At 68.0% G+C, this 22701-nt stretch carries 22 protein-coding genes and 1 pseudogene; 5 read left to right on the top strand and 18 right to left on the bottom strand.

Annotation, left to right across the window (positions count from 1 at the left end; all coding sequences use genetic code 11):
- Positions 1–38: 38 nt before the first annotated feature.
- The 3 genes from BCM27_RS11305 to thyX are packed head-to-tail and all read right to left on the bottom strand — an operon-like array spanning position 39 to position 3681.
- Positions 39–1985, bottom strand: coding sequence for a ribonuclease J (locus BCM27_RS11305; RefSeq protein WP_004021865.1), 1947 nt, complete (start codon positions 1983–1985; stop codon positions 39–41).
- Positions 1985–2890 carry a 4-hydroxy-tetrahydrodipicolinate synthase gene (dapA, locus tag BCM27_RS11300; RefSeq protein ID WP_033203462.1) on the bottom strand — a complete coding sequence of 302 codons (906 nt, stop codon included), beginning with the start codon at positions 2888–2890 and terminating at the stop codon, positions 1985–1987. The genes BCM27_RS11305 and dapA overlap by 1 nt, the downstream gene beginning before the upstream one ends.
- A gap of 38 nt (positions 2891–2928) precedes the next feature.
- Positions 2929–3681 carry an FAD-dependent thymidylate synthase gene (gene thyX, locus BCM27_RS11295; RefSeq protein WP_004021867.1) on the bottom strand — a complete coding sequence of 251 codons (753 nt, stop codon included), beginning with the start codon at positions 3679–3681 and terminating at the stop codon, positions 2929–2931.
- A 148-nt stretch (positions 3682–3829) separates the two neighbouring features.
- Between thyX and BCM27_RS11290 the strand changes: the two genes are divergently transcribed.
- Positions 3830–5488, top strand: coding sequence for an alkaline phosphatase D family protein (locus tag BCM27_RS11290; RefSeq protein WP_004021868.1), 1659 nt, complete (start codon positions 3830–3832; stop codon positions 5486–5488).
- Here BCM27_RS11290 and BCM27_RS11285 read toward each other — a convergent pair.
- From BCM27_RS11285 to BCM27_RS11265, 5 genes are all read right to left on the bottom strand, one after another.
- Positions 5485–6264 carry an HAD-IIB family hydrolase gene (locus BCM27_RS11285; protein WP_033203553.1) on the bottom strand — a complete coding sequence of 260 codons (780 nt, stop codon included), beginning with the start codon at positions 6262–6264 and terminating at the stop codon, positions 5485–5487. The two genes, BCM27_RS11290 and BCM27_RS11285, sit on opposite strands and share 4 nt — an antisense overlap.
- 76 nt (positions 6265–6340) lie before the next feature.
- Positions 6341–7570, bottom strand: coding sequence for a winged helix-turn-helix domain-containing protein (locus BCM27_RS11280; protein ID WP_004021870.1), 1230 nt, complete (start codon positions 7568–7570; stop codon positions 6341–6343).
- Positions 7570–8097: a dihydrofolate reductase gene (locus BCM27_RS11275; RefSeq protein WP_004021871.1), complete on the bottom strand. Its 528-nt coding sequence runs from the start codon at positions 8095–8097 to the stop codon at positions 7570–7572. Before BCM27_RS11275 ends, BCM27_RS11280 begins: the two co-directional genes overlap by 1 nt.
- The gene (locus tag BCM27_RS11270) at positions 8094–8927 is read right to left on the bottom strand and encodes a thymidylate synthase (RefSeq protein WP_004021872.1); all 834 of its coding nucleotides are present in this window, start codon (positions 8925–8927) and stop codon (positions 8094–8096) included. The genes BCM27_RS11275 and BCM27_RS11270 overlap by 4 nt, the downstream gene beginning before the upstream one ends.
- A 66-nt stretch (positions 8928–8993) precedes the next feature.
- Positions 8994–9311 (bottom strand): hypothetical protein, encoded by a 318-nt coding sequence (locus tag BCM27_RS11265; RefSeq protein ID WP_004021873.1) that lies wholly within the window; start codon positions 9309–9311, stop codon positions 8994–8996.
- Positions 9312–9375: 64 nt separating this feature from the next.
- Between BCM27_RS11265 and BCM27_RS11260 the strand changes: the two genes are divergently transcribed.
- A complete protein-coding gene (locus BCM27_RS11260) occupies positions 9376–10056 on the top strand; it encodes a TetR/AcrR family transcriptional regulator (RefSeq protein ID WP_004021874.1) in 681 nt (226 codons plus the stop codon).
- Positions 10057–10114: 58 nt separating this feature from the next.
- On the top strand, positions 10115–10477 hold the full coding sequence (locus BCM27_RS11255) for an HNH endonuclease (protein WP_004021875.1): 363 nt from the start codon (positions 10115–10117) through the stop codon (positions 10475–10477).
- A 49-nt stretch (positions 10478–10526) separates the two neighbouring features.
- Here the strand turns inward: BCM27_RS11255 and BCM27_RS11250 are convergent, their stop codons facing one another.
- From BCM27_RS11250 to BCM27_RS11225, 6 genes and pseudogenes are all read right to left on the bottom strand, one after another.
- Positions 10527–11915, bottom strand: coding sequence for an HNH endonuclease (locus tag BCM27_RS11250; RefSeq protein WP_004021876.1), 1389 nt, complete (start codon positions 11913–11915; stop codon positions 10527–10529).
- Between the two features lie 151 nt (positions 11916–12066).
- Positions 12067–12183: pseudogene (locus tag BCM27_RS26075) on the bottom strand (flavodoxin family protein); the annotation flags it as partial.
- Between the two features lie 692 nt (positions 12184–12875).
- Positions 12876–13331, bottom strand: a complete 456-nt coding sequence (locus BCM27_RS11240) for a flavodoxin family protein (RefSeq protein WP_004021878.1) — start codon at positions 13329–13331, stop codon at positions 12876–12878.
- Positions 13332–13335: 4 nt separating this feature from the next.
- Complete coding sequence (locus BCM27_RS11235) at positions 13336–13875, bottom strand: hypothetical protein (protein WP_004021879.1); 540 nt, start codon at positions 13873–13875, stop codon at positions 13336–13338.
- A gap of 4 nt (positions 13876–13879) precedes the next feature.
- Positions 13880–14629 (bottom strand): 4-hydroxy-tetrahydrodipicolinate reductase, encoded by a 750-nt coding sequence (dapB, locus tag BCM27_RS11230; RefSeq protein WP_004021880.1) that lies wholly within the window; start codon positions 14627–14629, stop codon positions 13880–13882.
- A gap of 55 nt (positions 14630–14684) precedes the next feature.
- Complete coding sequence (locus BCM27_RS11225; RefSeq protein WP_004021881.1) at positions 14685–15167, bottom strand: Lrp/AsnC family transcriptional regulator; 483 nt, start codon at positions 15165–15167, stop codon at positions 14685–14687.
- A gap of 145 nt (positions 15168–15312) precedes the next feature.
- On the opposite strand from BCM27_RS11225, the gene ald reads away from it, so the two are divergent.
- Entirely contained in the window at positions 15313–16428 is a 1116-nt protein-coding gene (ald, locus tag BCM27_RS11220) for an alanine dehydrogenase (RefSeq protein WP_004021882.1), read from the top strand.
- A gap of 10 nt (positions 16429–16438) precedes the next feature.
- Here ald and BCM27_RS11215 read toward each other — a convergent pair whose 3' ends face one another.
- Together BCM27_RS11215 and BCM27_RS11210 are read right to left on the bottom strand one after the other, a co-directional pair.
- A complete protein-coding gene (locus BCM27_RS11215; RefSeq protein ID WP_004021883.1) occupies positions 16439–17218 on the bottom strand; it encodes an NRDE family protein in 780 nt (259 codons plus the stop codon).
- A 6-nt stretch (positions 17219–17224) separates the two neighbouring features.
- Positions 17225–18706, bottom strand: coding sequence for a putative nucleotidyltransferase substrate binding domain-containing protein (locus tag BCM27_RS11210; protein WP_033203469.1), 1482 nt, complete (start codon positions 18704–18706; stop codon positions 17225–17227).
- Positions 18707–18842: 136 nt separating this feature from the next.
- Here BCM27_RS11210 and BCM27_RS11205 point away from each other — a divergent pair, with 136 nt between their 5' ends.
- Positions 18843–19583, top strand: coding sequence for a chymotrypsin family serine protease (locus BCM27_RS11205; protein WP_004021885.1), 741 nt, complete (start codon positions 18843–18845; stop codon positions 19581–19583).
- A gap of 72 nt (positions 19584–19655) precedes the next feature.
- Here BCM27_RS11205 and BCM27_RS11200 read toward each other — a convergent pair whose 3' ends face one another.
- Entirely contained in the window at positions 19656–21944 is a 2289-nt protein-coding gene (locus BCM27_RS11200) for a polyribonucleotide nucleotidyltransferase (RefSeq protein WP_004021886.1), read from the bottom strand.
- Between the two features lie 474 nt (positions 21945–22418).
- Positions 22419–22688, bottom strand: a complete 270-nt coding sequence (gene rpsO / locus BCM27_RS11195; RefSeq protein WP_004021887.1) for a 30S ribosomal protein S15 — start codon at positions 22686–22688, stop codon at positions 22419–22421.
- Between the last annotated feature and the right edge of the window lie 13 nt (positions 22689–22701).

Below are 22701 nucleotides of genomic sequence, written 5' to 3'. Positions count from 1 at the left end.
GGTAGCGACATCACCGGGAATTCGTTCCTTGGCGCCGGTCAGTCCCCCACCGCGATGACCGTGGGCACGATCATCGGCCGGCGACGGTAGGCGGTCGACACCCAGCGCCCGACCGCTCGCCGGATCCCCTGGGCGATCCGATGCGTGTCGGAGACGCCCTCGGCGGCCAACGAATCGAGCGTCTGGTTGACGATGTTCGCCGCCTCCTTGAGCGCGTCGGGGTCATCGGAGAATCCGCGGCCGGAGACCTCGGGCGTGCTCACTGCCCGGCCCGTCGCCACGTCCACGGCCACCGTGATGGCGATGAAGCCGCCCTCACCCAACACGAGGCGTTCGGAGAGCGTCGACTCCCCCACGTCGCCGACCGAGAGGCCGTCGACGTAGACGTGCCCGACCGGAACCCGTCCGACGATGTCGGCCCGACCGTCGACGAGGTCGACCACGACGCCGTCCTCGGCGAGGACCACCCGGTCCTCGGGCACACCGGTCGCGACCGCGAGTGCGGCGTTAGCACGCAGGTGCCGCCATTCGCCGTGCACGGGCATCGCATTCGAGGGGCGCACCGCGTTGTAGAGGTAGAGGAGCTCGCCGGCCGACGCGTGGCCCGAGACGTGGACCTTCGCGCTCTGCTGGGTGATGACGGTCGCGCCGCGCTTGGCGAGACCGTTGACGACGGCGAACACCGAGTTCTCGTTGCCCGGGATGAGCGAGGACGCCAGCACGACGAGGTCGTCGGCCCGGATGTTGATCTGCCGGTGCTCGCCGCGTGCCATCCGCGAGAGCGCCGACAGCGGCTCACCCTGCGAACCGGTGGAGATCAGCACGACGCGATGGTCCGGCAGGCTCGCGGCGGTGTCGAGGTCGACGACGACGCCGTCGGGGACCGAGAGGTAACCGAGGTCCTGCGCGATCTGCATGTTGCGCACCATCGAACGGCCGACGAAGGTCACCCGCCTGTTGTGGGTGTGGGCGACGTCGATGATCTGCTGGATGCGATGGACGTGGCTGGCGAACGACGCCACGATGACGCGCTGCTTGGCCTTGCCGATGACCTGGTCGAGAACCCCGCCGATCTGGCGTTCGGGAGTGACGAAGCCCGGCACCTCCGCATTGGTCGAGTCCACCAGGAACAGGTCGACGCCCTCGTCACCGAGTCGGCTGAAACCGGCGAGGTCGGTCAGGCGGCCGTCGAGCGGGAGCTGGTCGAGCTTGATGTCGCCGGTGTGCAGCACCACGCCGGCGGGGGTCCGGATCGCCACCGCGAGCGCGTCGGGAATCGAGTGGTTGACCGCGAAGTACTCGCACTCGAACGGGCCGTGCGAGGTCTTCTGACCTTCGACGACCTCGACGAGCTTGGGCCGCAGGCGATGCTCGCGACACTTGGCCTCGACCAGGGCGAGCGTGAACTTCGCACCGATCACCGGGATGTCGCTGCGGAGCCGGAGCAGGAACGGCAGGGCGCCGATGTGGTCCTCGTGGCCGTGGGTCAGGATCACCGCGTCGACGTCGTCCATGCGGTCTTCGATGTAGCGGAAGTCCGGCAAGATCAGGTCCACACCCGGCTGTGCGTCCTCGGGGAACAGCACACCGCAGTCGACGATCAGCAGACGACCGTTGTACTCGAAGACGGTCATGTTGCGGCCGATCTCGCCGATACCGCCGAGAGCCACCACGCGCAGACCGCCCTTGGGCAGCCGTCGGGGTGTGCCCAACCGGTCGACGGGGGCCGGGGTCGCCGGCTCGGTCCGACGCCCACCGCGGGCATCACCGCGTTCGTGACGCGGCCGGCGGGTGTTCGACGCGGGGTTCGCCGGACGCTTGGCCGCATGCTTCGGGGCGGTCGCGTCAGAGATGGCGGGTGGGGCGGGCGGCGTGGCCACGGCCGGCGGCGGACTGGGCGGGCCGGCCTTGCGGGCGGCGGCCCGGCGTCGGGTGCGGGGGCGGTCGGTGCCGGCGTCAGGGCCGGTGGTGTCGTTGTCGGTCATCAGATCAGCACACCCGCCGCGCGCAGATCCACGATCAGTTCCTCGATCTGCGCCGGGTTCGCGGGCACCTGCGGCAGGCGCGGGTCGCCGACCTCCAGCCCGAGGATGCGCAGTGCCGCCTTGACCATCGTGACCCCGCCGAGCCGGCCCATGGCGTTGACCAGCGGGAGCATCGAGGTGTTGATCGCCCGGGCGGCGTGCAGATCCCCCTTCTCGACGGCGATCTGCATGTCCCGCAACCGATCCGGGACGAGGTGACCGATGACGCTGACGTACCCGGTGGCACCGATCGAGAGCCACGGCAGGTTGAGCGCGTCCTCACCGGAGAGGTACTCGAGGCTGGTGCTCGCGATCAGACCGGCCGCCGAGTGCAGGTCGCCCTTGGCGTCCTTGACCCCGCGGATGTTGGGGTGTTCGGCGAGAGCGAGCATCGTCTCGTTCATGATCGGGACGACCGACCGTGGCGGGATGTCGTAGAGCAGGACCGGCAACGCGGTGGCGTCGGCGACGGTCCGGAAGTGCGCGAGGAGGCCGGCCTGAGGCGGCTTCGAGTAGTACGGGGTCACGACGAGGAGCGCGTGGGCGCCGATCTTCTCGGACTCGATCGCGAACCGAACGCTCTCGGCGGTGTCGTAACTGCCTGCGCCCTGGGTGATCCGGGCCCGGTCGCCCACCGCATCGAGGACGACCCGGAGCAGCTCGAGCTTCTCCGGCACCGTGGTGGTCGGCGACTCGCCGGTGGTACCGGACACGACCAGCCCGTCACAGCCCTTGGAGACCAGGTGGTCGGCGAGGACGGCCGCCTTGTCCAGATCGAGGCTTCCGTCCGTGCGGAAGGGGGTGACCATCGCAACCACGTTCGTCCCGAAGGGATGCTCGTGCAGCGGTTCCTGGACTGCGTTCATGGTGCTCAAGGCTACCGCCTCCCTGTCCGTGACGATCCTCACCCTTCCAGCACGAACGGTGAGGTCGCGACCTCGGTCCCGTCGGCCAGGGTGCCGATCTCGAAATCACCGAACACGGTGGGCGCCACGCGCATCAGCTGGCGTAGGCATTCCACCGCCAGCTGGCGGATCTCGACGTCGGCGTGCTCGGTGGCACGCATGCCGACGAAGTGCCGCCAGGCCCGGTGGTTGCCGGTGACGACGATCTTGGTCTCGGTGGCGTTCGGCAGCACGGACCGAGCGGCCTGACGTGCCTGTTTCCGACGCAGGATGGCGTTGGGGACGTCGGCGAACTTCGCCTCGAGCGCCGCGAGGAGTTCGGTGTAGGCGGCCCGGCTGGCGTCGGTCGCCGCGGTGAACAGGTCCTCGAGTTCGGGATCGCCCACGATCGCGGGCGGCGCCACGACGTTCGAGTCGTGCTCGGGGACGAACCGCTGGGACAGTTGCGAGTACGAGAAGTGCCGGTGCCGGATCAGCTCGTGGGTGCACGACCGCGAGATGCCGCTGATGTAGAAGGTGACCGAGGCGTGCTCGAGCAGCGACAGGTGCCCGACCTCGAGGATATGCCGCAGATAGCCGGCATTCGTCGCGGTGCGCGGGTTCGGCTTGTCCCAGCTCTGGTAGCACGCCCGACCGGCGAACTCGACGAGCGCCTCACCACCCTCGGCGTCGGTGCTCCACGGCACGTCCTCCGGCGGGGTGAACTGGGTCATCGCCACCATCTGCACCTTCAGCGGCACCAATTCGGACACGCATGTCTCCTGTCGTCCCTCACGTACGGCCACACCTCCGCGTGCCCTGCGGTACCCGATTCTCCCCCACCGCCTCCGTACCGCACCTTCGGGCTGTGCCCGCGGGTAGAGTCCCTGGGGCGTGCTCGACGACCGGGGGTGGGATGCGATGACGACACGACGCGATTTCCTGCGCACCGGTACGGTCGTGACCGGGACCGCGCTCGCCGCACCCGCAGTCGTCGCCCACGCGGCACCGCGGTCGCCCGAGTCCTCGTCCGCGCGCGTCTTCGCCCATGGCATCGCTTCGGGCGACCCTCTTCCGAATGCCGTCATCCTCTGGACCCGCATCACCCCGACCCCGGCGGCGACGCCCGGTTCCGGGATCGGACCGGAGAGTCTGGTTCGCTGGGAGGTCGCCGGTGATCCCGGGTTCGGGACTGAAGTGGCGTCGGGCCAGACCCGCACCTCGGCCGACGCCGACCACACGGTGAAGGTCGATGTCACCGGCCTGGCCCCGCGGACCCGGTACCACTACCGCTTCACCGTCGTGTCCGGCCCGGCGGCCGGTGCGGTGTCGCCGGTGGGGCGGACGCGCACCGCGCCCGCGGCCGGCGCCGACGTCGCGAAGATCCGTTTCGGCGTCGTCTCGTGCGCCAACTGGGAGGCCGGTTACTTCGCCGCCTACCGTCATCTGGCCGCGCAGCCCGCACTCGACGCGGTTGTCCATCTCGGCGACTACTTCTACGAGTACGAGACCGGCCGCTACACCGGCAAGACCGGAACCGTTCGGGCGCACGAGCCCCGGCACGAGATCATCACGTTGCGCGACTACCGAACTCGCCACGCGCAGTACAAGACCGACCCGGATCTGGCCGCATTGCACCGGGAACAGCCGTTCATCTGCATCTGGGACGACCACGAGTCGTCGAACGACTCGTGGTCGGGCGGCGCGGAGAATCACCAACCGGGCGAGGGGTCCTGGGCCGCGCGGCGCACCGCGGCGCTACGCGCCTACGCCGAGTGGATGCCGATCCGCCCCGCCGTCGACACCGCGGGCCGGCATCTGTTCCGCAGGCTCCGCTTCGGCCGTCTGCTCGAGTTGTCCATGCTCGATCTGCGCTCCTATCGCGACCTGCAGGTCAGCGCGCGGTCGGCGGCCATCGACGATCCCGCCCGCTCGATCCTCGGCCGCGCGCAGATGTCGTGGCTGACCAACGGACTCACGTCGTCGGAGACCCGCTGGAAGATCGTCGGCAATCCGGTGATGATCGCCCCCGTGCTGATCCCCCCGCTGGATCCGCAGACGACCGGGGCGGTCACCGCACTGCTGGGCATCCCGCGTGAGGGTATCCCGTACAACGCCGACCAGTGGGACGGTTACGCGGCCGATCGCCGGCGGTTGCTGGAATCGCTCCGCCGCGATCGTGTGGACAACGTCGTGTTCATCACCGGCGACATCCACTCGTCGTGGGCCTGCGACATCCCGGCCGACCCGGCGAATTACCCCGGCGGCGGGAGTGTCGCGACCGAACTGGTCGGCACGTCGATCACGTCCACCAACATCGACGACATGCTGAACGTGCCCGCCAACACCGCGGGGGTCGCCGTGTCCTCGGCCTTCGGTGCCACCAACCACCACGTGCGCTGGAGCGAGTTCGACGCGCACGGCTACTCGGTCCTGACCGTGACCCCGGCGGCCACCCAGATGGACTGGTATTTCGTGCACGACAAGACGAACCCGCGGTCGGGCCAGTACTACGCGAAGTCCTACCGGGTCGCCAGCGGCACCCAGCGGGTCGTCCCGGCGGGCGGGCCCGCGGTCTAGCTGCCGGTGTCGACCTGATCGAGCAGCGCCGACAGCTTGGCGTGGGTGTCGGGCCAGCCGTGGACCGCGATCGAGGTGATCCCGAGGGCCTTGACCGGGTAGTCGTTGCCGCCTTCGTCGAGCCGGTCGCCGAAGAACAGGATGTCGCTGGTGCCGAGTCCGAGGATGTCCATCAACTTCAGTGCGCCATAGGCCTTGTCGATGCCCTTCTTGGTGACATCCACCGACGTCGAACCGCCACTGCGCACCTCGAGGTCGGGAAGTCGCTCGGCAGCGTAGGCGCGCAGTGACTCCTTCTTCGCCCCGTCGGGGTCCCAGGCCGCCTTCGCATCGACCGGGGCTTTCTGGCCCAGCGCGCTGAAGGTGATCTGGCTGCCGCGGTCCTCGAGGATGTCACCCCACGTCTCGCTCGCCCACAGGCCGAGTTCCCGAGCGCCGGTCTCCAGCACGTCGAGAGTGCGCTGCTTCTCGTCGTCGGTGAGGAATTCCGCGTAGACCGTCTCCCACTCGTCGCCGGACCATCGCACGTACTGGGTTCCGCAGGTCGGCATGAGGTGGAGGTTCCCGACGCTGTCGAAACTGCCCAGCCGCGCGAGCACCTGCTTCTGGAACTGGGTGAAGTTGCCGCCGGAGATGATGCAGCCCAGGCTCACGTCGAGCATGCGACGCAGGAGTTCGACCATCTTGTCGTCGAGCGGGCTCTTCGACGGCGCCAGGGTGTCGTCGAGATCGAACATCACCAATCGGTAGTCGTTGCCCTCATACGACACGGTCATCTCTTCGTCTCCCATCGTTGTCGTGAACTTCTGATCTCCAGGATTGCATCAACCGGTGCACAGCACCCGCCGTGACTCACCCACCGTGCGCGAGGCGTTGCAGGTCGGGCGCGAGGTCCCCGCGCCCGCCCACGACGACGTCGTCGAGGTCCTGCCAGCCGGCGAAGTTCCGCAGATCCGCGGACAGCCGCTCGGCGACGAGATCCCGGGGATGCCCCGGTTCGCAGTACGCCCCGAGGACCAGGAGGGTGCGGTTCTTGCGGTCGGCCTTCAGGTCCACGCGCGCCGCGATGTCGGTGCCCAACAGGTACGGCAGCACGTAATAGCCGTGCACGCGTTTGTGTTCGGGCACATAGATCTCGATGCGGTAGTGGAAGTCGAAGAGACGCTCGGCCCGCGGACGGAAGAAGACCAGCGGGTCGAACGGCGACAGGATGGCCGAGGTGTCGACGCGTCGCGGCATCGCTGCGCCCGCGGCCAGGCAGGCGGGGTCGCGCCAGCCGTCCACGGAGATCTCCCGCAGCGCCCCGCTCTCGACGAGTTCGGCGACCGCGGGTCGCGCGTCGGCCGGCCGGAGCCGGTAGTAGTCCGCCAGATCGGCGACGGTCGCGACTCCGAGTGCCTGTGCGGCGCGGCTGACGAGTTCACGGTGCGCCTCGGCGCGGCTGGGTCGCTGCGCGAGAATGTCGGCGCCGACGACCCGTTCGGTGAGGTCGTAGTGGCGCACGAAGTTGCCGTTGCGCACGGCGGACAGGTCACCTGCGGCGAACATGGCCTCGCACAGGTGCTTGACCTCACCCCGCTGCCACCAGCTGCCCGCGGCGCCGGGCGCCCGTTCGATGCCCAATTCCGCTTCGATGGCGCGGGGCGTGGTCGCGCCCACCGCCTCGATCACCGCCCGGACGTCACCCACCAGAGAACGGTTGCGACGCATCACGTCTCGCGTGTGCCGATACCGACCATCGGCGAATTCGTCCATCCGCCAGCGGAAGAGCGGCCAGTCGGCCACCGGGATCAGCGCGGCCTCGTGCGCCCAGTATTCGACGAGCAACCGCTGACTCCGCCCGGGTTGCCACGCGGCGCGGTGCAGCAGATCGGGGTCGTAGGGGCCGAGCCGGGAGTATAGCGGCATGTAGTGGGCTCGCGCGGCGATGTTGACCGAGTCCATCTGCAGGAGCCTGGTCCGGCCGACGACCCGCTTCAGGTGCGCCATGGTGGGTGCCGCGGCGGGCCGGCGGTCGGTGAAACCCTGTGCGGCCAGCGCGGTTCGGCGCGCCTGAGCCGGCGAGAGACGATCCGGCGGCATCAGGCCTGCCGGGTCCGCCGGTAGTCGACGAATCGGTACGAGATCCCGCTCGTCGAGGTCTGCCACTCGCCACGGACCGCCACCGTCCAGTCGTCGGTGATCTCCGGCGCATGCGCGTCGGCACCGTCGACCTCGACGTCGATCTCTGTCACGCACAGTTCGGTGGCGAATTCCATTGCCAGCCGGTAGATCTCGCCACCACCGATGACCCCGATATAGTCGCCGCCGGCCAGCTCGAGCGCGTCGGCGACCGACCCCGCGACCGTCGCCCCGTCGGCGGACCATCCCGCGTCGCGCGTGACCACCACATTGGTACGGCCGGGCAGCGGCCGAAAGCGCGGCGGCAGCGAATCCCAGGTCTTGCGGCCCATGACAACCGGGTGCCCGACCGTCAGTTCCTTGAACCGAGCCACGTCTTCGGGGACCCGCCACGGGATCGTGTTGTCCCGGCCGATCGCCCCGCCACGTCCCTGCGCCCAGACCAGCCGCACCTGGCGCGACCCCTCCCCTGCGAGGTCGGACGTCACACTGCCACCGGGGCTTTGATCCCGGGGTGGGACTGATAATCGACGATGGCGATGTCGTCGTACTCGTAGTCGAAGATCGAGTCCCGCTTGCGCAGTTCCAGTTTCGGATACGGATACGGCTCGCGCGACAGTTGCAGCGTGACCTGGTCGACGTGGTTGTCGTAGATGTGGCAGTCGCCGCCGGTCCACACGAACTCGCCGACCTCGAGGCCCGCCTGCTGGGCCATCATGTGGGTCAGCAGCGCATACGACGCGATGTTGAAGGGGACCCCGAGAAACAGATCGGCGCTGCGCTGGTACAGCTGGCACGACAGTTTGCCGTCGGCGACGTAGAACTGGAAGAACGCATGGCAGGGCGGCAAGGCCATCTGCGGGATCTCCCCCACGTTCCACGCGGACACGATGTTCCGGCGCGAATCGGGGTTGGTCTTGAGCAATTCCAGCGCGGCCGAGATCTGGTCGATGTGCTCGCCCGACGGGGTCGGCCAGCTCCGCCACTGCACCCCGTAGACGGGTCCGAGTTCACCGTTCTCGTCGGCCCATTCGTCCCAGATGCTCACCCCGCGGTCCTGCAGCCACCGCACGTTGGAATCACCGCGCAGGAACCACAGCAACTCGTAGACGATCGACTTCAGGTGCACCTTCTTGGTGGTGATCAGCGGGAAGCCCTCGGCGAGGTCGTAGCGCAACTGTCGACCGAACAGGCTGCGTGTCCCGGTTCCCGTGCGGTCGGCCTTCGGCGTCCCCGTCTCCATGACGAGGCTCAACAGGTCCTCGTACGGTGTCGGGATGGTCCCGGTCGCTGAGATGTCGCGGATCGCCGTACTCACGGGGGACAGTCTACGGCCCGACCCGCACCACAGCTCGGAGGTGGCACCTCCACCCGACCCGCGGGTCTACGACGGGCGCTGCGCCGTCCCGTCGCCGAACCGCACCTCGAGGACAGTGGCCGGCGTGCGCGGCGGTTCGCCGGGCGGATGGATGCCCTGCGCCTCCAGAACCGGGTGCACCGCGGGGTGGACCACCTTCTCGAGGGACGCGTAACAGCTCTCCTCGGACTCCCACACGTCGAGGTAGCTCACGGTCGAGTCCGCGTTCTCGATCGCCACGTGGACCAGTAACCCCGGCATCGGGGTCTCCCCTATCCGGTCGGCGATCTCCCCGTACATCTCGGCGTTGATCGGGACGTCCTGGGTCCAGGCGAAGAATGCCATCGCGCACCTCTTATTTCATCCGACTCGGTATCGGATCAATTGACGTGCACCTAGACTAGGTCCGATGTCCGAGGCAGTCAATGAGCAATTACCCGAACAACGTCCCCGCAAGTACGACGCCAGCCGTCGGCGCGCGGCCGCAGCGCGGACCCGGGTGCACATCCTCGACGCTGCGCGCGAACTGTTCGTGACACGTGGGTATGCCGCGACCACCGTCGCCGAGATCGCCCGGCGAGCGGGTGTCGTGCCCGACACGGTCTACACCGCGGTGGGCCGTAAGCCCGTCCTGTTCCGGGAGCTGATCGAGCTCGCACTGTCCGGCACCGATCAGCCGGTTCCAGGTGCACAGCGCGACTACGTCGCCCGCATGCAGGCAGAGGCCGACGCGCGTCGCAAGCTGGCCGTGTACGCCGAGGCGGTCACCGACATCCAGGGCCGCCTCGCACCGCTGTTCCTCGTACTGCGCGATGCCGCAGCCCTCGACCCCAACCTCCGCGAGCTGTGGGACGAGATCACTCGCCGTCGTGCCGACAACATGCGATTGCTCGCCATTGACCTAGCGTCAACGGGCGGCACTCGGACAGACCTGACCGTCGACGAGATCGCCGACATCGTCTGGACGATGAACTCCACCGAGTACTACTCGATGCTCGTGACCGATCGCGACTGGTCGGCGGACCGCTTCAGGCAGTGGCTTTTCGATGCGTGGTGCCGACTGCTCTTGGCCGATCCCGCCGACCGCTGACTCACGCACGACCGTGTGGCTGCTGTGGCACATGTGATTCGACCGGTACTCTCCTCCCGTGGCCCCACGCAGCACCACCCGTGCCAATCGCTACGCGAAGCGACGTCGCAAGCGTGTCGCCTCACGCGACAACGACCTCACCGACGCCCAGTGGCTGGCGCTGCAGGAGGCGTGGGGTGGGTGCGCGTACTGCGGGGCCATCGGTGTCGCACTGCAGCGCGACTGCATGCTCGCCATCTCCCGGGGCGGCCGGTACACCGTCGCCAACGTCGTGCCCTGCTGTGGTTCGTGCAACGCCAGCAAGTGCAATTCCGAGGTCACGACGTGGATGCGGCGCAAGAAGCTCGACGAGAAGGCGTTCCTGGTCCGGCAATTCGAGGTGAGCAGGCAACTCGCCGGCGCCGTGGACCCGGTCGACTGATCAGCCGGCTCGCGCCTGCTGGCGAACCCGGCCGGTCGACCATCGCCGGCTACGCCGCTGACCTTTCGAGGTCGACACCGGAAGAATTGCGTTCCTTCCATTCCCATACCGCGTAAAGCACTTCGGTGGTGTACCCCAGATCCATCCGACCCCCACCGATCGGGACCGTCGCCTCCACACCCACCCGCCAATCGGGCCGCCACCCAGCAGGTCTCACCGTCGGCGGAGCCACCTCGATCTCGACCCCGCCCGAGCCGTGAAACGTAAACCGCTGCAACCCATGCGCAGTGATCGAGAACTCACCCCGATGCAACGACCGATGACACGACCCACACAACAAAATCAGATTGTCCGGATCCGTCCGCCCACCCACCGACCACCACCGCACATGATGAGCATGCAGATGACGCGTCCGACCACACCCCGGCATCTGACAACACCGATCCCGCACAAACAGCGCCCGCACCAACGCCTTGTTCGGCGCACGCCTACGACGCCCCACACCCAATAACGCCAGCTTCCCCGGCTGCCCGGGAACCCTGCGACTCACCACATCTCGAGTCGACGCGCCGCACCGAGCCTCGGCCATCTCCTCCTCAGACAACGCCGGACCATCATCGAGATGAGCCTGCTCCACCCCCTCACCGGCATGAATGAGGATCTCCGCACCCGGCGCAACATCAGGCATCGCGATCCCGCCATGCACCATGTCGGCCATCGTCACCACCGCCGGCGCCACATTCGACGGCACCTGCCGCCACAGATCCCGCCGCCGCGCCGGAACCACCTCCGAATCCTCTGACTCTGAACCGGATTCAGTGTTCCGCGGAACACTCCCAACGGTAGGCAGATCCGGGTCATCGCAGGTCCGGGTGCGTTCATATTCCGCCCGCACCGTCCCAGCAAGGAACCGCGCCCCATCCAACGGACTCAACCGCAATGACACCGACAACGACCCGTCGGCATTCCATTTCCACCGACCGGTCGACTCCACCGGCGGCTTACTCTCTTCTACGCCACGGTTGCGGTCGATCTGGCCCATCGCCCGCACCGCCCGATCCAACTGGCTCGCCGTGCACGATAACGCCAGATTCACCAACTCCTGATCCCGCTCCGGCGTCGCCACCCGCGTCAACGCCCGGACCTTCGAATACGACAACCGACCTTCGCCAAAGGCCTTGCGGATCACCGGCAACTCTCGTATCGCCTTGGCGACCCTCACATGCTTATGCGCCGTTCGCGGTGCGATGCCGGCCTTCCACGACAACCAGTGCGCCAACGAATGAATCCCGGGCCCCCGCCACGACTCCCGCTCATCCAGTTCCGCCACCAGTTCGAGGAAATCCGCTGTCAGCGCCGTGATCTGCGCGGCATATCCCAGCACCCGCGCCTCGAGCACCTCATCCGTCAATGAGACCGGATCCGCACCATCGAACATCGACGACACATCTCCACCGAAACGAAAAGCACTGACCCCCACAGCAACCCCCTGAACCGGACGAGAAGTACAGGAACAAGGTATCGCCAGGCACCGACAATTCCTCGAGCCCCAATCCAAGGTTCAGAGTGTTCCGCGGAACACTCGCGAGCTACCCCATCAACCCCGCGGCGACGGTCGCGCCGAATTTCCAGCACGCGTCTCGGGCTTTCTTGGCCGGGGCGCCGGAGACGATGACGTGCTCGGCGGCCTTGGTCCAGCCGAGTCCTGGATCGGGGTCCGTTCCTCTGATCCTAATACCCGAGGTACAAGCTTTCACCCCGGCACGTACTCGCGGCGGTCCACCGCAAGGAAGATCCAGATGTCCTCGACCGGGACACGCAACTAGTCATCGACGACGCTCAGCCATGCGGCGATTCGTCTGCCGCACCTCAGGCGTACCACCGCCCCACTGCCCACGACGGGCCTTCGCCCGGTTGCCATCTCGAGGGTTCCAAGACTGCTTCCATGAACGTCTGCGCACCATCGGGGTCATGAACTGGCCAAGGCGGGACGCTGAGTGTCGCCGCGATCATCGTCTCGGGACTCTCGTAAGTGAATTCGTGTGACGCGGCGACCATCTCGAAGTTGATCTGACGGGCCTCGTCAGTGGTCAGCGTGTACGGCGGAGGCAGTGGATGAAGCTCCCTCACCCCAAGCACCAATAGTCGGTGCGGTCCCACCGGAAAGATCACATGCGACGATCGTGACGATCGTGCGAGTACGGAATTCTATACAGTGCACACACCCAAGGCAGCGCCCTACTCACAATTTTCGCACGGCCAAAACGATTGACCGGCGGAGGTACACCCTCGGAACATGGTGATGCTTCTTCCCCACCCCACCCGCAGCAGCCTGCCGCTTGGACTCCGCAATCTCGGCGTCCGACGTCCATCGGTGAGGGAAAACGTCCCTGTAAGCTCACCCCGCCATCAACCCCGCCGCGACCGTCGCACCCAACTCCCAGCACGCTTCGCGGTCGTCCTTGCTCGGCGAACCGGAGACGATGACGTACTCGGCGGCCTTGGTCCAGCCGAGGCCGGAGGTGATCGAATCGACCGCTCGCACAGCACCTTCGGTGCCCTGATTGCCGTGGAGGTACAGCCCGAACGGCCGGCCCTGGGTCGAGTCGAGGATCTGGTAGTAGCTGACGTCGAAGGCGTGTTTCAGTGCGCCGCTGATGTATCCGAGATTGGCGGGCGTGCCGAGGAGGTACCCGTCGGCGTCGAGGAAGTCGGAGGCGGTGACGGCGAGCGCGGCTCGTCGGATCACCTCGACGCCCTCGATCTCGGGGTCGGTCGCGCCGGACACGACGGCCTCGAACATCTCCTGGCACGCCGGTGACGGGGTGTGGTGGACGATCAGCAGCCGGCTCACCGGGCTACTGTTCCCGGCCGTGGTACTGGGCGACAGCCCGCTTCATCATCGAGCGGGCGCGGGTGCGGTCGCCGGCGTAGTCGTAGGCACGGGCGATGCGGTAGGTGTTGCGCCAGTCGTTCGGGTCGGCCTCCCACTCGGCCTTCACCTGAGCGAAGAGTTCGTCGGCCGCGTCGCGCTCCATGCGGCCCGAAGCCCGGTGCGGGAGTTGGGAGATGTCGAGTTCGCGACCCTCGTCGGCCATGATCGCCGCGAGCTTCTGATGCTCGAGGCCGGCGCGCAGCGTCGCGTAGATCAGCCAGGCCCCGATCAGCGGTAGGGCGATGACCCCGACGCCCAACCCGATGCCCGCGACGGACCCCGAACCGATCAACTGGATGCCGCGCCATCCGAGCAGTACGAAGTAGACGATCAGCGCCACCACCAGGAACGCGATCATCCAGACGATCGGACGCGAGTCCTTTGTGCGCGGACCGAGTCGCGGTGCGCCACCCTCGGTGTCGTCGTCGTGGGCTGGTCCGGTCTGCGGTCCGTCGGGAGTCATCGGTTCAGAGATCCATCAGTTCTTCGAGCCCGATGGTCAGCCCGGGTCGGTCGGCGATGCTACGCACACCGAGCAGCACCCCGGGCGCGAAGGACGCCCGGTCGAGGGAGTCGTGCCGAATGGTCAGCGTCTCACCGGCGGTGCCGAGCAGCACCTCCTGGTGTGCGACGAGTCCGGCGAGCCGTACCGAGTGGACGCGCACGTCGTCGACGACAGCGCCGCGGGCGCCGTCGAGTTCCTCGGTCGTGGCGTCGGGGCTCCGTCCGACACCGGCCTCGGCCCGCGCCCGCCCGATCAGCTCTGCCGTCCGATAGGCGGTACCCGACGGCGCGTCGGCCTTGTGCGGGTGGTGCAACTCGATCACCTCGACCGACTCGTAGTACTTGGCGGCCTGCGCGGCGAAACGCATCGACAGCACGGCGCCGATCGCGAAGTTGGGTGCGATGAGGACGCCCACGCCGGGGTTGTCCGACAGCCAGCCACGGACCGTGTCCAGTCGTTCCTCGGTGAATCCGGTGGTGCCGACGACGGCGTGAATCCCGTTGGCGATGAGGAACCTCAGGTTGTCCATCACCACATCGGGGTGGGTGAAGTCGACGACGACCTGGGTCTCGGTGTCGGTGAAGAACTCCAGGGAGTCCCCCTTGTCGACGCCCACGGTGTAGGTGAGGTCGTCGGCGTTCTCGACCGCGGCGACGATCGCCTGCCCGACCTTGCCCTGGCTGCCCAGGACGCCCACCTTGATACCGCTCATGTCCACCCTCTTCGTCTCGACAAATGCCGGAGCCCAGTCTAGTGGCGCGGCGCACTCAGAAGATCGGCGCGCCCCCGCGGCGGTGCTCGAACACCAGGGACGTCGTCGTTCCGGCGACCTCGCGCCGCCCGTTGAGTCGTTCGACGAACTGCCGCAGCGCCTCGGTGTCGGCGGCGGCCACATGCAACAGGTAGTCGTCGGTGCCGGCGAGGAAGAACACGTCGATCACCTCGTCGTGGGTGGCGATCTCGCCGACGAACTGCCGGATCCGCCCGCGCGCGTCGGACTGCAGGCTGACGGCGACCATCGCGCGCAACGGACGTCCCAGCGCGGCCGGGTCGACATCGGCGAAAAAGCCGCGGATGATGCCGAGTTCGACGAGCCTCCGCAGACGCCCATGGCAGGTCGACGCGGCGATGCCGACGCGCTGGGCCAGTTCGCTGTTGGGCATCCGCGCATCCGACTGCAGCAGTCGCAGCAGTTCCCGGTCCGTCGCGTCGAGGTCGCCCGTCCGAAAATCCTTCGGCGTCGCGGGCATCGCATGCTCTCCGATCACAGAATCGTCGGCGAATCCCGACTGTCGAGAATATTCTTCAGTCGCATTGTGACATGATCGACGTTCCTTCACGCTGGAATCAGTTCATCGAGGAACATTCAGGAGACGCAACCAGTACGGAGTCACCATGCGTATCGGCATCCCCACCGAGATCAAGAACCACGAGTACCGGGTGGCCATCACCCCGGCCGGCGTCGCCGAACTCCACCATCGCGGTCACGACGTCGTGATCCAGGCCGGTGCGGGTGAGGGCTCGGCGATTCCCGACAACGATTTCAAGGCCGCGGGCGCTCAGATCCTGGGATCGGCCGCCGAGGTGTGGGAGCAGGCCGATCTGCTGCTGAAGGTCAAGGAACCGATCGCCTCCGAGTTCCCGCTGATGCGCCGGGATCAGACCCTGTTCACCTACCTTCACCTCGCGGCGGGCCGAGAGTGCACACAGGCACTGCTTGCCTCGGGCATCACCTCCATCGCCTACGAGATGGTCCGCAGCGCCGACGGTGCACTCCCCCTCCTGGCCCCGATGAGCGAGGTCGCCGGACGCCTCGCACCACAGGTGGGCGCCTACCACCTGATGCGTTCGGCGGGTGGCCGGGGCGTACTGATGGGCGGCGTCCCGGGAACCGAGCCCGCCGACGTCGTCGTTCTCGGCGGTGGCGTCAGCGGCGTCAACGCGGCCCAGATCGCGTTCGGCATGGGCGCCCAGGTCACCGTCTTCGACATCGACATCGCCAAACTGCGGGCCATCGACGCCCGCTTCGGCGGTCGCGTGCACACCCGGTACAGCACGGCACTCGCGATCGAGGCCGCCGTCGTCGACGCTGACCTGGTGATCGGAGCCGTTCTCGTCCCGGGTGCCAAGGCACCGGTCCTCGTCTCGAACAGCACTGTCGCCCGGATGAAGCCGGGCGCGGTGCTCGTCGACGTCGCGATCGACCAGGGTGGTTGTTTCGAAGACTCCCGGCCCACCACGCATGATGATCCGACCTTCGCCGTCCACGAGACCGTCTTCTACTGCGTCGCGAACATGCCCGGCAATGTCGCGCGTACGTCGACCCAGGCGCTCACCGGCGCCACCCTCCCGCACGTCCTCCGGCTGGCCGATTCGGGACCGGCGAAGGCGTGCGCGGCCGACACGGCACTCGCCTCGGGGCTGAGCACGCGAGACGGCGAACTGTTCACCGCGGAGGTCGGCGCCGCACTCGATCTGGAAGTGTCGCCTAACCCCTTCGCGCACAACTGAGCACAAGCGGTCAGAAGGTCAGCGTCGTGGTGCCTCGACGTCGCGCACGCCAGCCATAGCGTCGCTCGGTCATCGATCCGTGGCCGTCGTGCCCGACCCGCAGAAGGGTCGATGCCCGGGTGCCGTATCCGGGGATGTTGATGAACATCGACGACAGCGCCGCCTCGGCCTGTGGGCCGACGCCGGTGTCGGGCAGCCTCGCCGGGTCCGGCCGATCCTGGTCGGCCAGCATGGCGAAGTAGGACTCGTCCAGGGTGGCGGCGTCTGGATCGGCGCCCTCCGCCTCGACCAGCTCACCCAACGCCGCCGCACCGTCGACAACCTTCGGCCAGTCGTTGTCCAGGGCCCCGTTGGAGAGACCGTGCACACCGTCGGCGACCCGCTCGGCGCGCGGCTCCGGCCAGTTCGTCATCCACCACAGCTCGTTCCGATCGGCGACGAGCAGATTGACCGGGTCGTACGCGGCAGCGTCGTCGACGACCCGGTGCGCGTACACCTTCGGATCGTCGTCACCGACCAGATAGTCCACCGGAAGCTGTCCGCGCGAACGGATTCCGGTTCGTCGAGCCGGACCGACGCGGACGTTCGTGACCATCGCCACCCGGTCGGGCGTCTCCGCCGAGACGGCCATCCACGTCCCGCCGGCGACGGCATCGCGACCCCCGAGGATCGGCAGGTCGTCCCAGTGCGACAGCGCGAACGTGCGGCGGCGGTGCTGCTCGTCCCGGTTGGCGGCCACGATCAGACGCCGGGTGGGGTGGGCGTTCCACGCGAAGAGGATCAGACACATCGGGTTTCAGGTCACCTGCTCGGGTCCGGGGAGGAGTCGGCTCATGGTGGACATCCGCCGCTGCACACCGGCGATCTCGCGGACCGCCTGCCCGAGGAGGCTGCGGTCCAGCGGGGACAACTGTCTGACGTCGAACCGATCGCCGGGCGGGTCGCCGTTGTCGAACTGCGCGACCTGATATCGCAGTCGGACGCGCTGCAACACGTCGAAGACCTCGATGAGCATCGACGCCTGCTCGTCCGGCAGCATCTCGCTGCCGGACGCCGCGCGCAGACGGCCCCGGGTGTCGACGTCGGTCGAACCGACACTGACCGCAGCCCATCGCGCGATGTTGACCAGCGGTGTGACCGCATGCTTCTTGATGTCGACGACGTTGCCCCGCCCGGTCAGCACATCACGCCGAGAGCGCAACCGGGCGCGCGTCGACAGAGTCTCGGCCAGAAGCAGATTCATCGTCCTCGGGTCACGCCGCAGGCCGGCGATCATCGCCACCGCCGGCGTCGCCGACGACGCGACGCCCCCGCGGACCGGCCGGCCGTCGAGCATCAGCGACGTGAAGATCATCCCCTTGCCCGCGAGCGGGTCGTCGATCCAGCCCCGCGCCGCCGCCTGCCACTGCGAGTGCGTCCGCGCGAACAGCGGCTTCGACGCGAGGGCGCCGTTGGCGTCGACCCGCAGTCCGGCCTTCCGCAACACCTCGTCGACCTCGCCGAACGCCGTCCGGTACCGATCGATCTCGTCGGCGACCGAATCATCGAGAGAGACAGCCGAATCCACGTCGGAGCTCAAGACCGGTTCCCGACGGGCGGTGCTACCCAGCGACAGCCAGGTGAACGCCGCCGGATCGAGTTCGGGATGGGCGGCGAGGACGACATCGAGCGCACGACCGACGACCGAGTCGACGATCAGGGACGCCGCGCGGGTGATCTCGTACGGCGGCCGGTCGCGGCGCACCAGGTCGGCGACGAACTGCGGCAGTCGGCGCGCGTGCCCCTGCAGCTCGTCGACGTCGATCGACCGCCGGATCTGTTCGCGCAGAGGAATTCCGGCGCCCGCCGGGTCCGCGACGAAATCGCCCGGACCGACGACACCGACCACATCGCCGTCGGCGTCGCACACCGGGACGATCGAGAGGTCACGATCGACGAGTTCGGTCAGGACGTCCACGGCGGCCGCCCCGGCATCGACGACGAACGCCGGCTCCGTCACGATCTCCCCGACCTCGGTGTCGACGCTGCGCCCGGCCGCGACCACCTCGGCCCGGATGTCGCCGTCGGTCAGCACACCGTGGCGTCGGTCCGGCAGCGGGATGACCACATAATCCTGTCCGCGCTCGGTCATCAGCGAGGCCGCCTGACGAACGGTCATGTCGGCCCGGCCGATCACCGGTGCGGTGCGCAGGAGTTCGGCGACGGCGCGCGCGGCGGAGACGTCACCGGCGTCCCGACGGCGCGCGACCGTCAGCTGCACCTTCTCCTCACCGGACATCTCTGCAGAGTCTAGGCGCGCGTCGCGACCGACCGGGCCGTCGGCCGGTCGGATGATTCCGCGTCGGGCCGGACACCACAGGACCCGTGCGGCACTCCAACGGAGCAGACACCCGCTCGGAGCAAAGGACACCCCGATGATCAAGCCTCACGTCGCCGCCGCGACCACTCTGCTGGCCGCTCTGGCCGTGGCGCTGGGCACCACCGCCCCAGCCGCCGCCATCACCCCCGAGTACGCCGACACCCTCACCGCGGGCCAGGGCATCCTGATCGGCGACGGCCTGTGCTCCATCGGATTCTTCGGGACCAACGACGACGGCGACCGTCTCGCCGTCACGGCCGGGCACTGCGCCGAGGGCGTCGGCGACGAGGTCACCACCACCGACGGCGAGCCGATCGGCGAGGTGGTGGAGTGGAAGGACGACGGAGGCACCGCAGACGGGTCGATCACCCTCGCCGATCCGCGCGGTTACACCGTCATCGCGATCGACGATGACTGGGATGTGGACCCGGTGTTCGTGACGGCGGCCGATCCCGAGGTCGGCGATCCGGTGGCCAAGACCGGTGAACGCACCGGCACGACCGTCGGCACCGTGACGGGACTGCTGCATCAGGACGCGGCACCCGAACACCGGCTCGTCAACGCCGAGCTCGTCGTCCTGGGCGGCGACTCCGGGTCGCCCTGGTACCAGGAGACCCGCGCCGGCCGGTACGTCCTCGTCGGGATCTCCTCGAGCGGGAACTTCGGTACCCAGAACCCCGACCAGGCGATCTCGACGGCCCAGACCATCGAGGGTCTGTACGAGCAGATCGCCGGCTCCGGAACGGCCTGGACCGACGGATTCGAGATCTGGTTCGACGAACCCGATCGTCGGTAGAGCCACGACACGGCGAAGGGGCCCGCCGTCCGCATGGACGACGGGCCCCTTCCGGACCCACTCGGTGTCAGATCAGGCGTCTGCGGTGGCTGCCTCGGCAGCCGGTGCCTCCGCCTTGTCGGCGTCGTCGTCGACCGGGACGAGGCTGATCTTGCCGCGCTCGTCGATGTCGGCGATCTCCACGCGGAGCTTGGAGCCCACGTTCACGACGTCCTCGACCTTGTTGATGCGCTTGCCCTTGCCGAGCTTCGAGATGTGCACCAGGCCGTCGCGACCCGGCAGCAGCGACACGAACGCACCGAACGCGGTGGTCTTGACGACGGTGCCGAGGAAACGCTCCCCGACCTTCGGCAGCTGCGGGTTCGCGATCGCGTTGATGCGGTCGATCGCGGCCTGCGCGGACGGGCCGTCGGCGGCGCCGACGAACACGGTGCCGTCGTCCTCGATGGAGACGTTCGCGCCGGTCTCCTCGGTGATGCCGTTGATCGTCTTGCCCTTGGGGCCGATCAGCTCACCGATCTTGTCCATCGGGATCTTGATGGTGGTGATCCGCGGCGCGAACGGGCTCATCTCGTCCGGCTCGTCGATGGCCTCGGCCATGACGTCGAGGATGGTCAGCCGGGCGTCCTTGGCCTGGCTGAGCGCACCCGCGAGCACCTGCGACGGGATGCCGTCGAGCTTGGTGTCGAGCTGCAGCGCGGTCACGAAGTCCTTGGTGCCCGCGACCTTGAAGTCCATGTCGCCGAAGGCATCCTCGGCGCCGAGGATGTCGGTCAGTGCGACATAACGGGTTTCGCCGTCGACGGTGTCGGAGACGAGGCCCATGGCGATACCGGCCACCGGGGCGCGCAGCGGCACACCGGCATTCAGCAGCGACATGGTCGACGCGCAGACCGAACCCATCGAGGTCGAACCGTTGGAGCTCAATGCCTCGGAGACCTGACGGATCGCGTACGGGAAGTCCTCGACACTCGGCAACACCGGCACCAGGGCACGCTCGGCGAGCGCGCCGTGGCCGATCTCGCGACGCTTGGGCGAACCGACGCGGCCGGTCTCACCGGTCGAGTACGGCGGGAAGTTGTAGTGGTGCATGTACCGCTTCGACGTCTCGGGTCCGAGCGAGTCGATCTGCTGCGCCATCTTGACCATGTCGAGGGTGGTGACACCCATGATCTGGGTCTCGCCGCGCTCGAACAGCGCGCTGCCGTGCGCACGCGGGATGATGGCGACCTCGGCCGACAGCGCGCGGATGTCGGTGATGCCGCGACCGTCGATGCGGAAGTGGTCGGTCAGGATGCGCTGGCGCACGAGCTTCTTGGTCAGCGACCGGTAGGCGCCGCCGATCTCCTTCTCGCGACCCTCGAACTGCTCGCCGAGCTGGGCCAGGATGTCGGCCTTGAGCTCGTCGGTCTTGTCGTCGCGCTCCTGCTTGCCCGCGATCGTCAGGATCTCCGACAGGCGATCGGTGGCAGCGGCGGCCACGGCGTCGTAGACGTCCGACTGGTACGGCGGGTACAGCGGGAACTCGGCGGTCTCCTTGGCCGCGGCGGCGGCCAGGGACTTCTGCGCCTCGCAGAGGCGGGCGATGAACGGCTTGGCGGCTTCGAGGCCCTCGGCCACGATCGCCTCGGTCGGCGCCTGTGCGCCACCGGCGACGAGGTCGATGACATTGTCGGTGGCCTCTGCCTCGACCATCATGATCGCGACGTCGGCGGTGTCACCGGAGCCGGCGACGATGCGGCCCGCGACGACCATGTCGAACACGGCGCCCTCGAGCTGCTCGACGGTCGGGAACGCGACCCACTGTCCGGCCTTGTTCTCCTCGGTCGGGATGAGCGCGACGCGCACGCCGCCGACGGGGCCGGAGAACGGCAGGCCGGCGAGCTGGGTCGAGGCCGACGCGGCGTTGATCGCGACGACGTCGTAGAGGTCGTTGGGGTTGAGCGAGAGGACGGTCACGACGACCTGGATCTCGTTGCGGAGACCGTCGACGAACGACGGGCGCAGCGGACGGTCGATGAGGCGACAGGTCAGGATCGCGTCGGTCGAGGGGCGGCCCTCTCGACGGAAGAACGATCCGGGGATGCGTCCGGCGGCGTACATCCGCTCCTCGACGTCCACGGTGAGCGGGAAGAAGTCGAAGTGCTCCTTCGGGTGCTTCGACGCCGCGGTGGTCGAGAGCAGCATGTTCTCGTCGTCGAGGTAGGCGGTGACCGACCCGGCGGCCTGCAGCGCGAGCCGTCCGGTCTCGAACCGGATCGTGCGGCTGCCGAAGCTCCCGTTGTCGATGACGGCGGTCGCCTCGGTGATGGCGTCGTCGTAGTCGTCGGCGAAGTCTTCGGTCGTGTTCACATCTGTCATGTGGGGTGGAATCCCTTCGTAGCGGCTGCCGGTGGCGGCCGTCTGACGCGGCCACGCGGAGTCGGCCGCTTGTGCGGTTGGGGGTGGTCATCGCGGAGGTGCGCAGCACGTACTCACATGCCGCATCGAGCGGACATGTCCTCGAAGAGCGCACGCGCGGATCGGACCGACCCAGAACGCGCCGAGAATGTGCGGCAGCACGGTGAATGGCGCAGCGTATCTGCGCCGGATGAGTGCTCAGACGGCCTTCGATCGAAGCGGCCGGAATCCTGCGCGCCCGGGGATTGCCCGGGCGAGGTTTCCGGCGGCCACTACCGAGGACCGATCTGGCTGGTCGTTCCGTACTGCCTCGAGTTCCGGCACGATCCGTCTGTCAGCGTATCACCGCCGACTGTCAATACCTCAATACGACAAACAGGCATACGACAAACCGGCCGCCCCCGGATTCGGGGGCGGCCGGTCGAAGTCGTGGGATCAGCGACGCAGGCCGAGGCGCTCGATGAGCGAACGGTAGCGGTTGATGTCGACCTTGGCGACGTACTTGAGCAGACGACGACGGCGTCCGACCAGCAGGAGCAGACCGCGCCGGCTGTGGTGGTCGTGCTTGTGCTGCTTCAGGTGCTCGGTGAGGTCGGTGATGCGCTTGGTCAGCATCGCGACCTGGGCCTCGGGCGAACCGGTGTCGGTCTCGTGCAGACCGTACTCGGCGAGGATTTCCTTCTTCTGCTCGACAGTCAAAGCCATGGAGATACTCCTG

This window comes from Gordonia terrae (assembly GCF_001698225.1).
GTDB lineage: Bacteria > Actinomycetota > Actinomycetes > Mycobacteriales > Mycobacteriaceae > Gordonia > Gordonia terrae.
The sequence above is the reverse complement of the archived record's forward strand: the minus strand, read 5'-3'. Positions and strand labels throughout refer to the sequence as shown.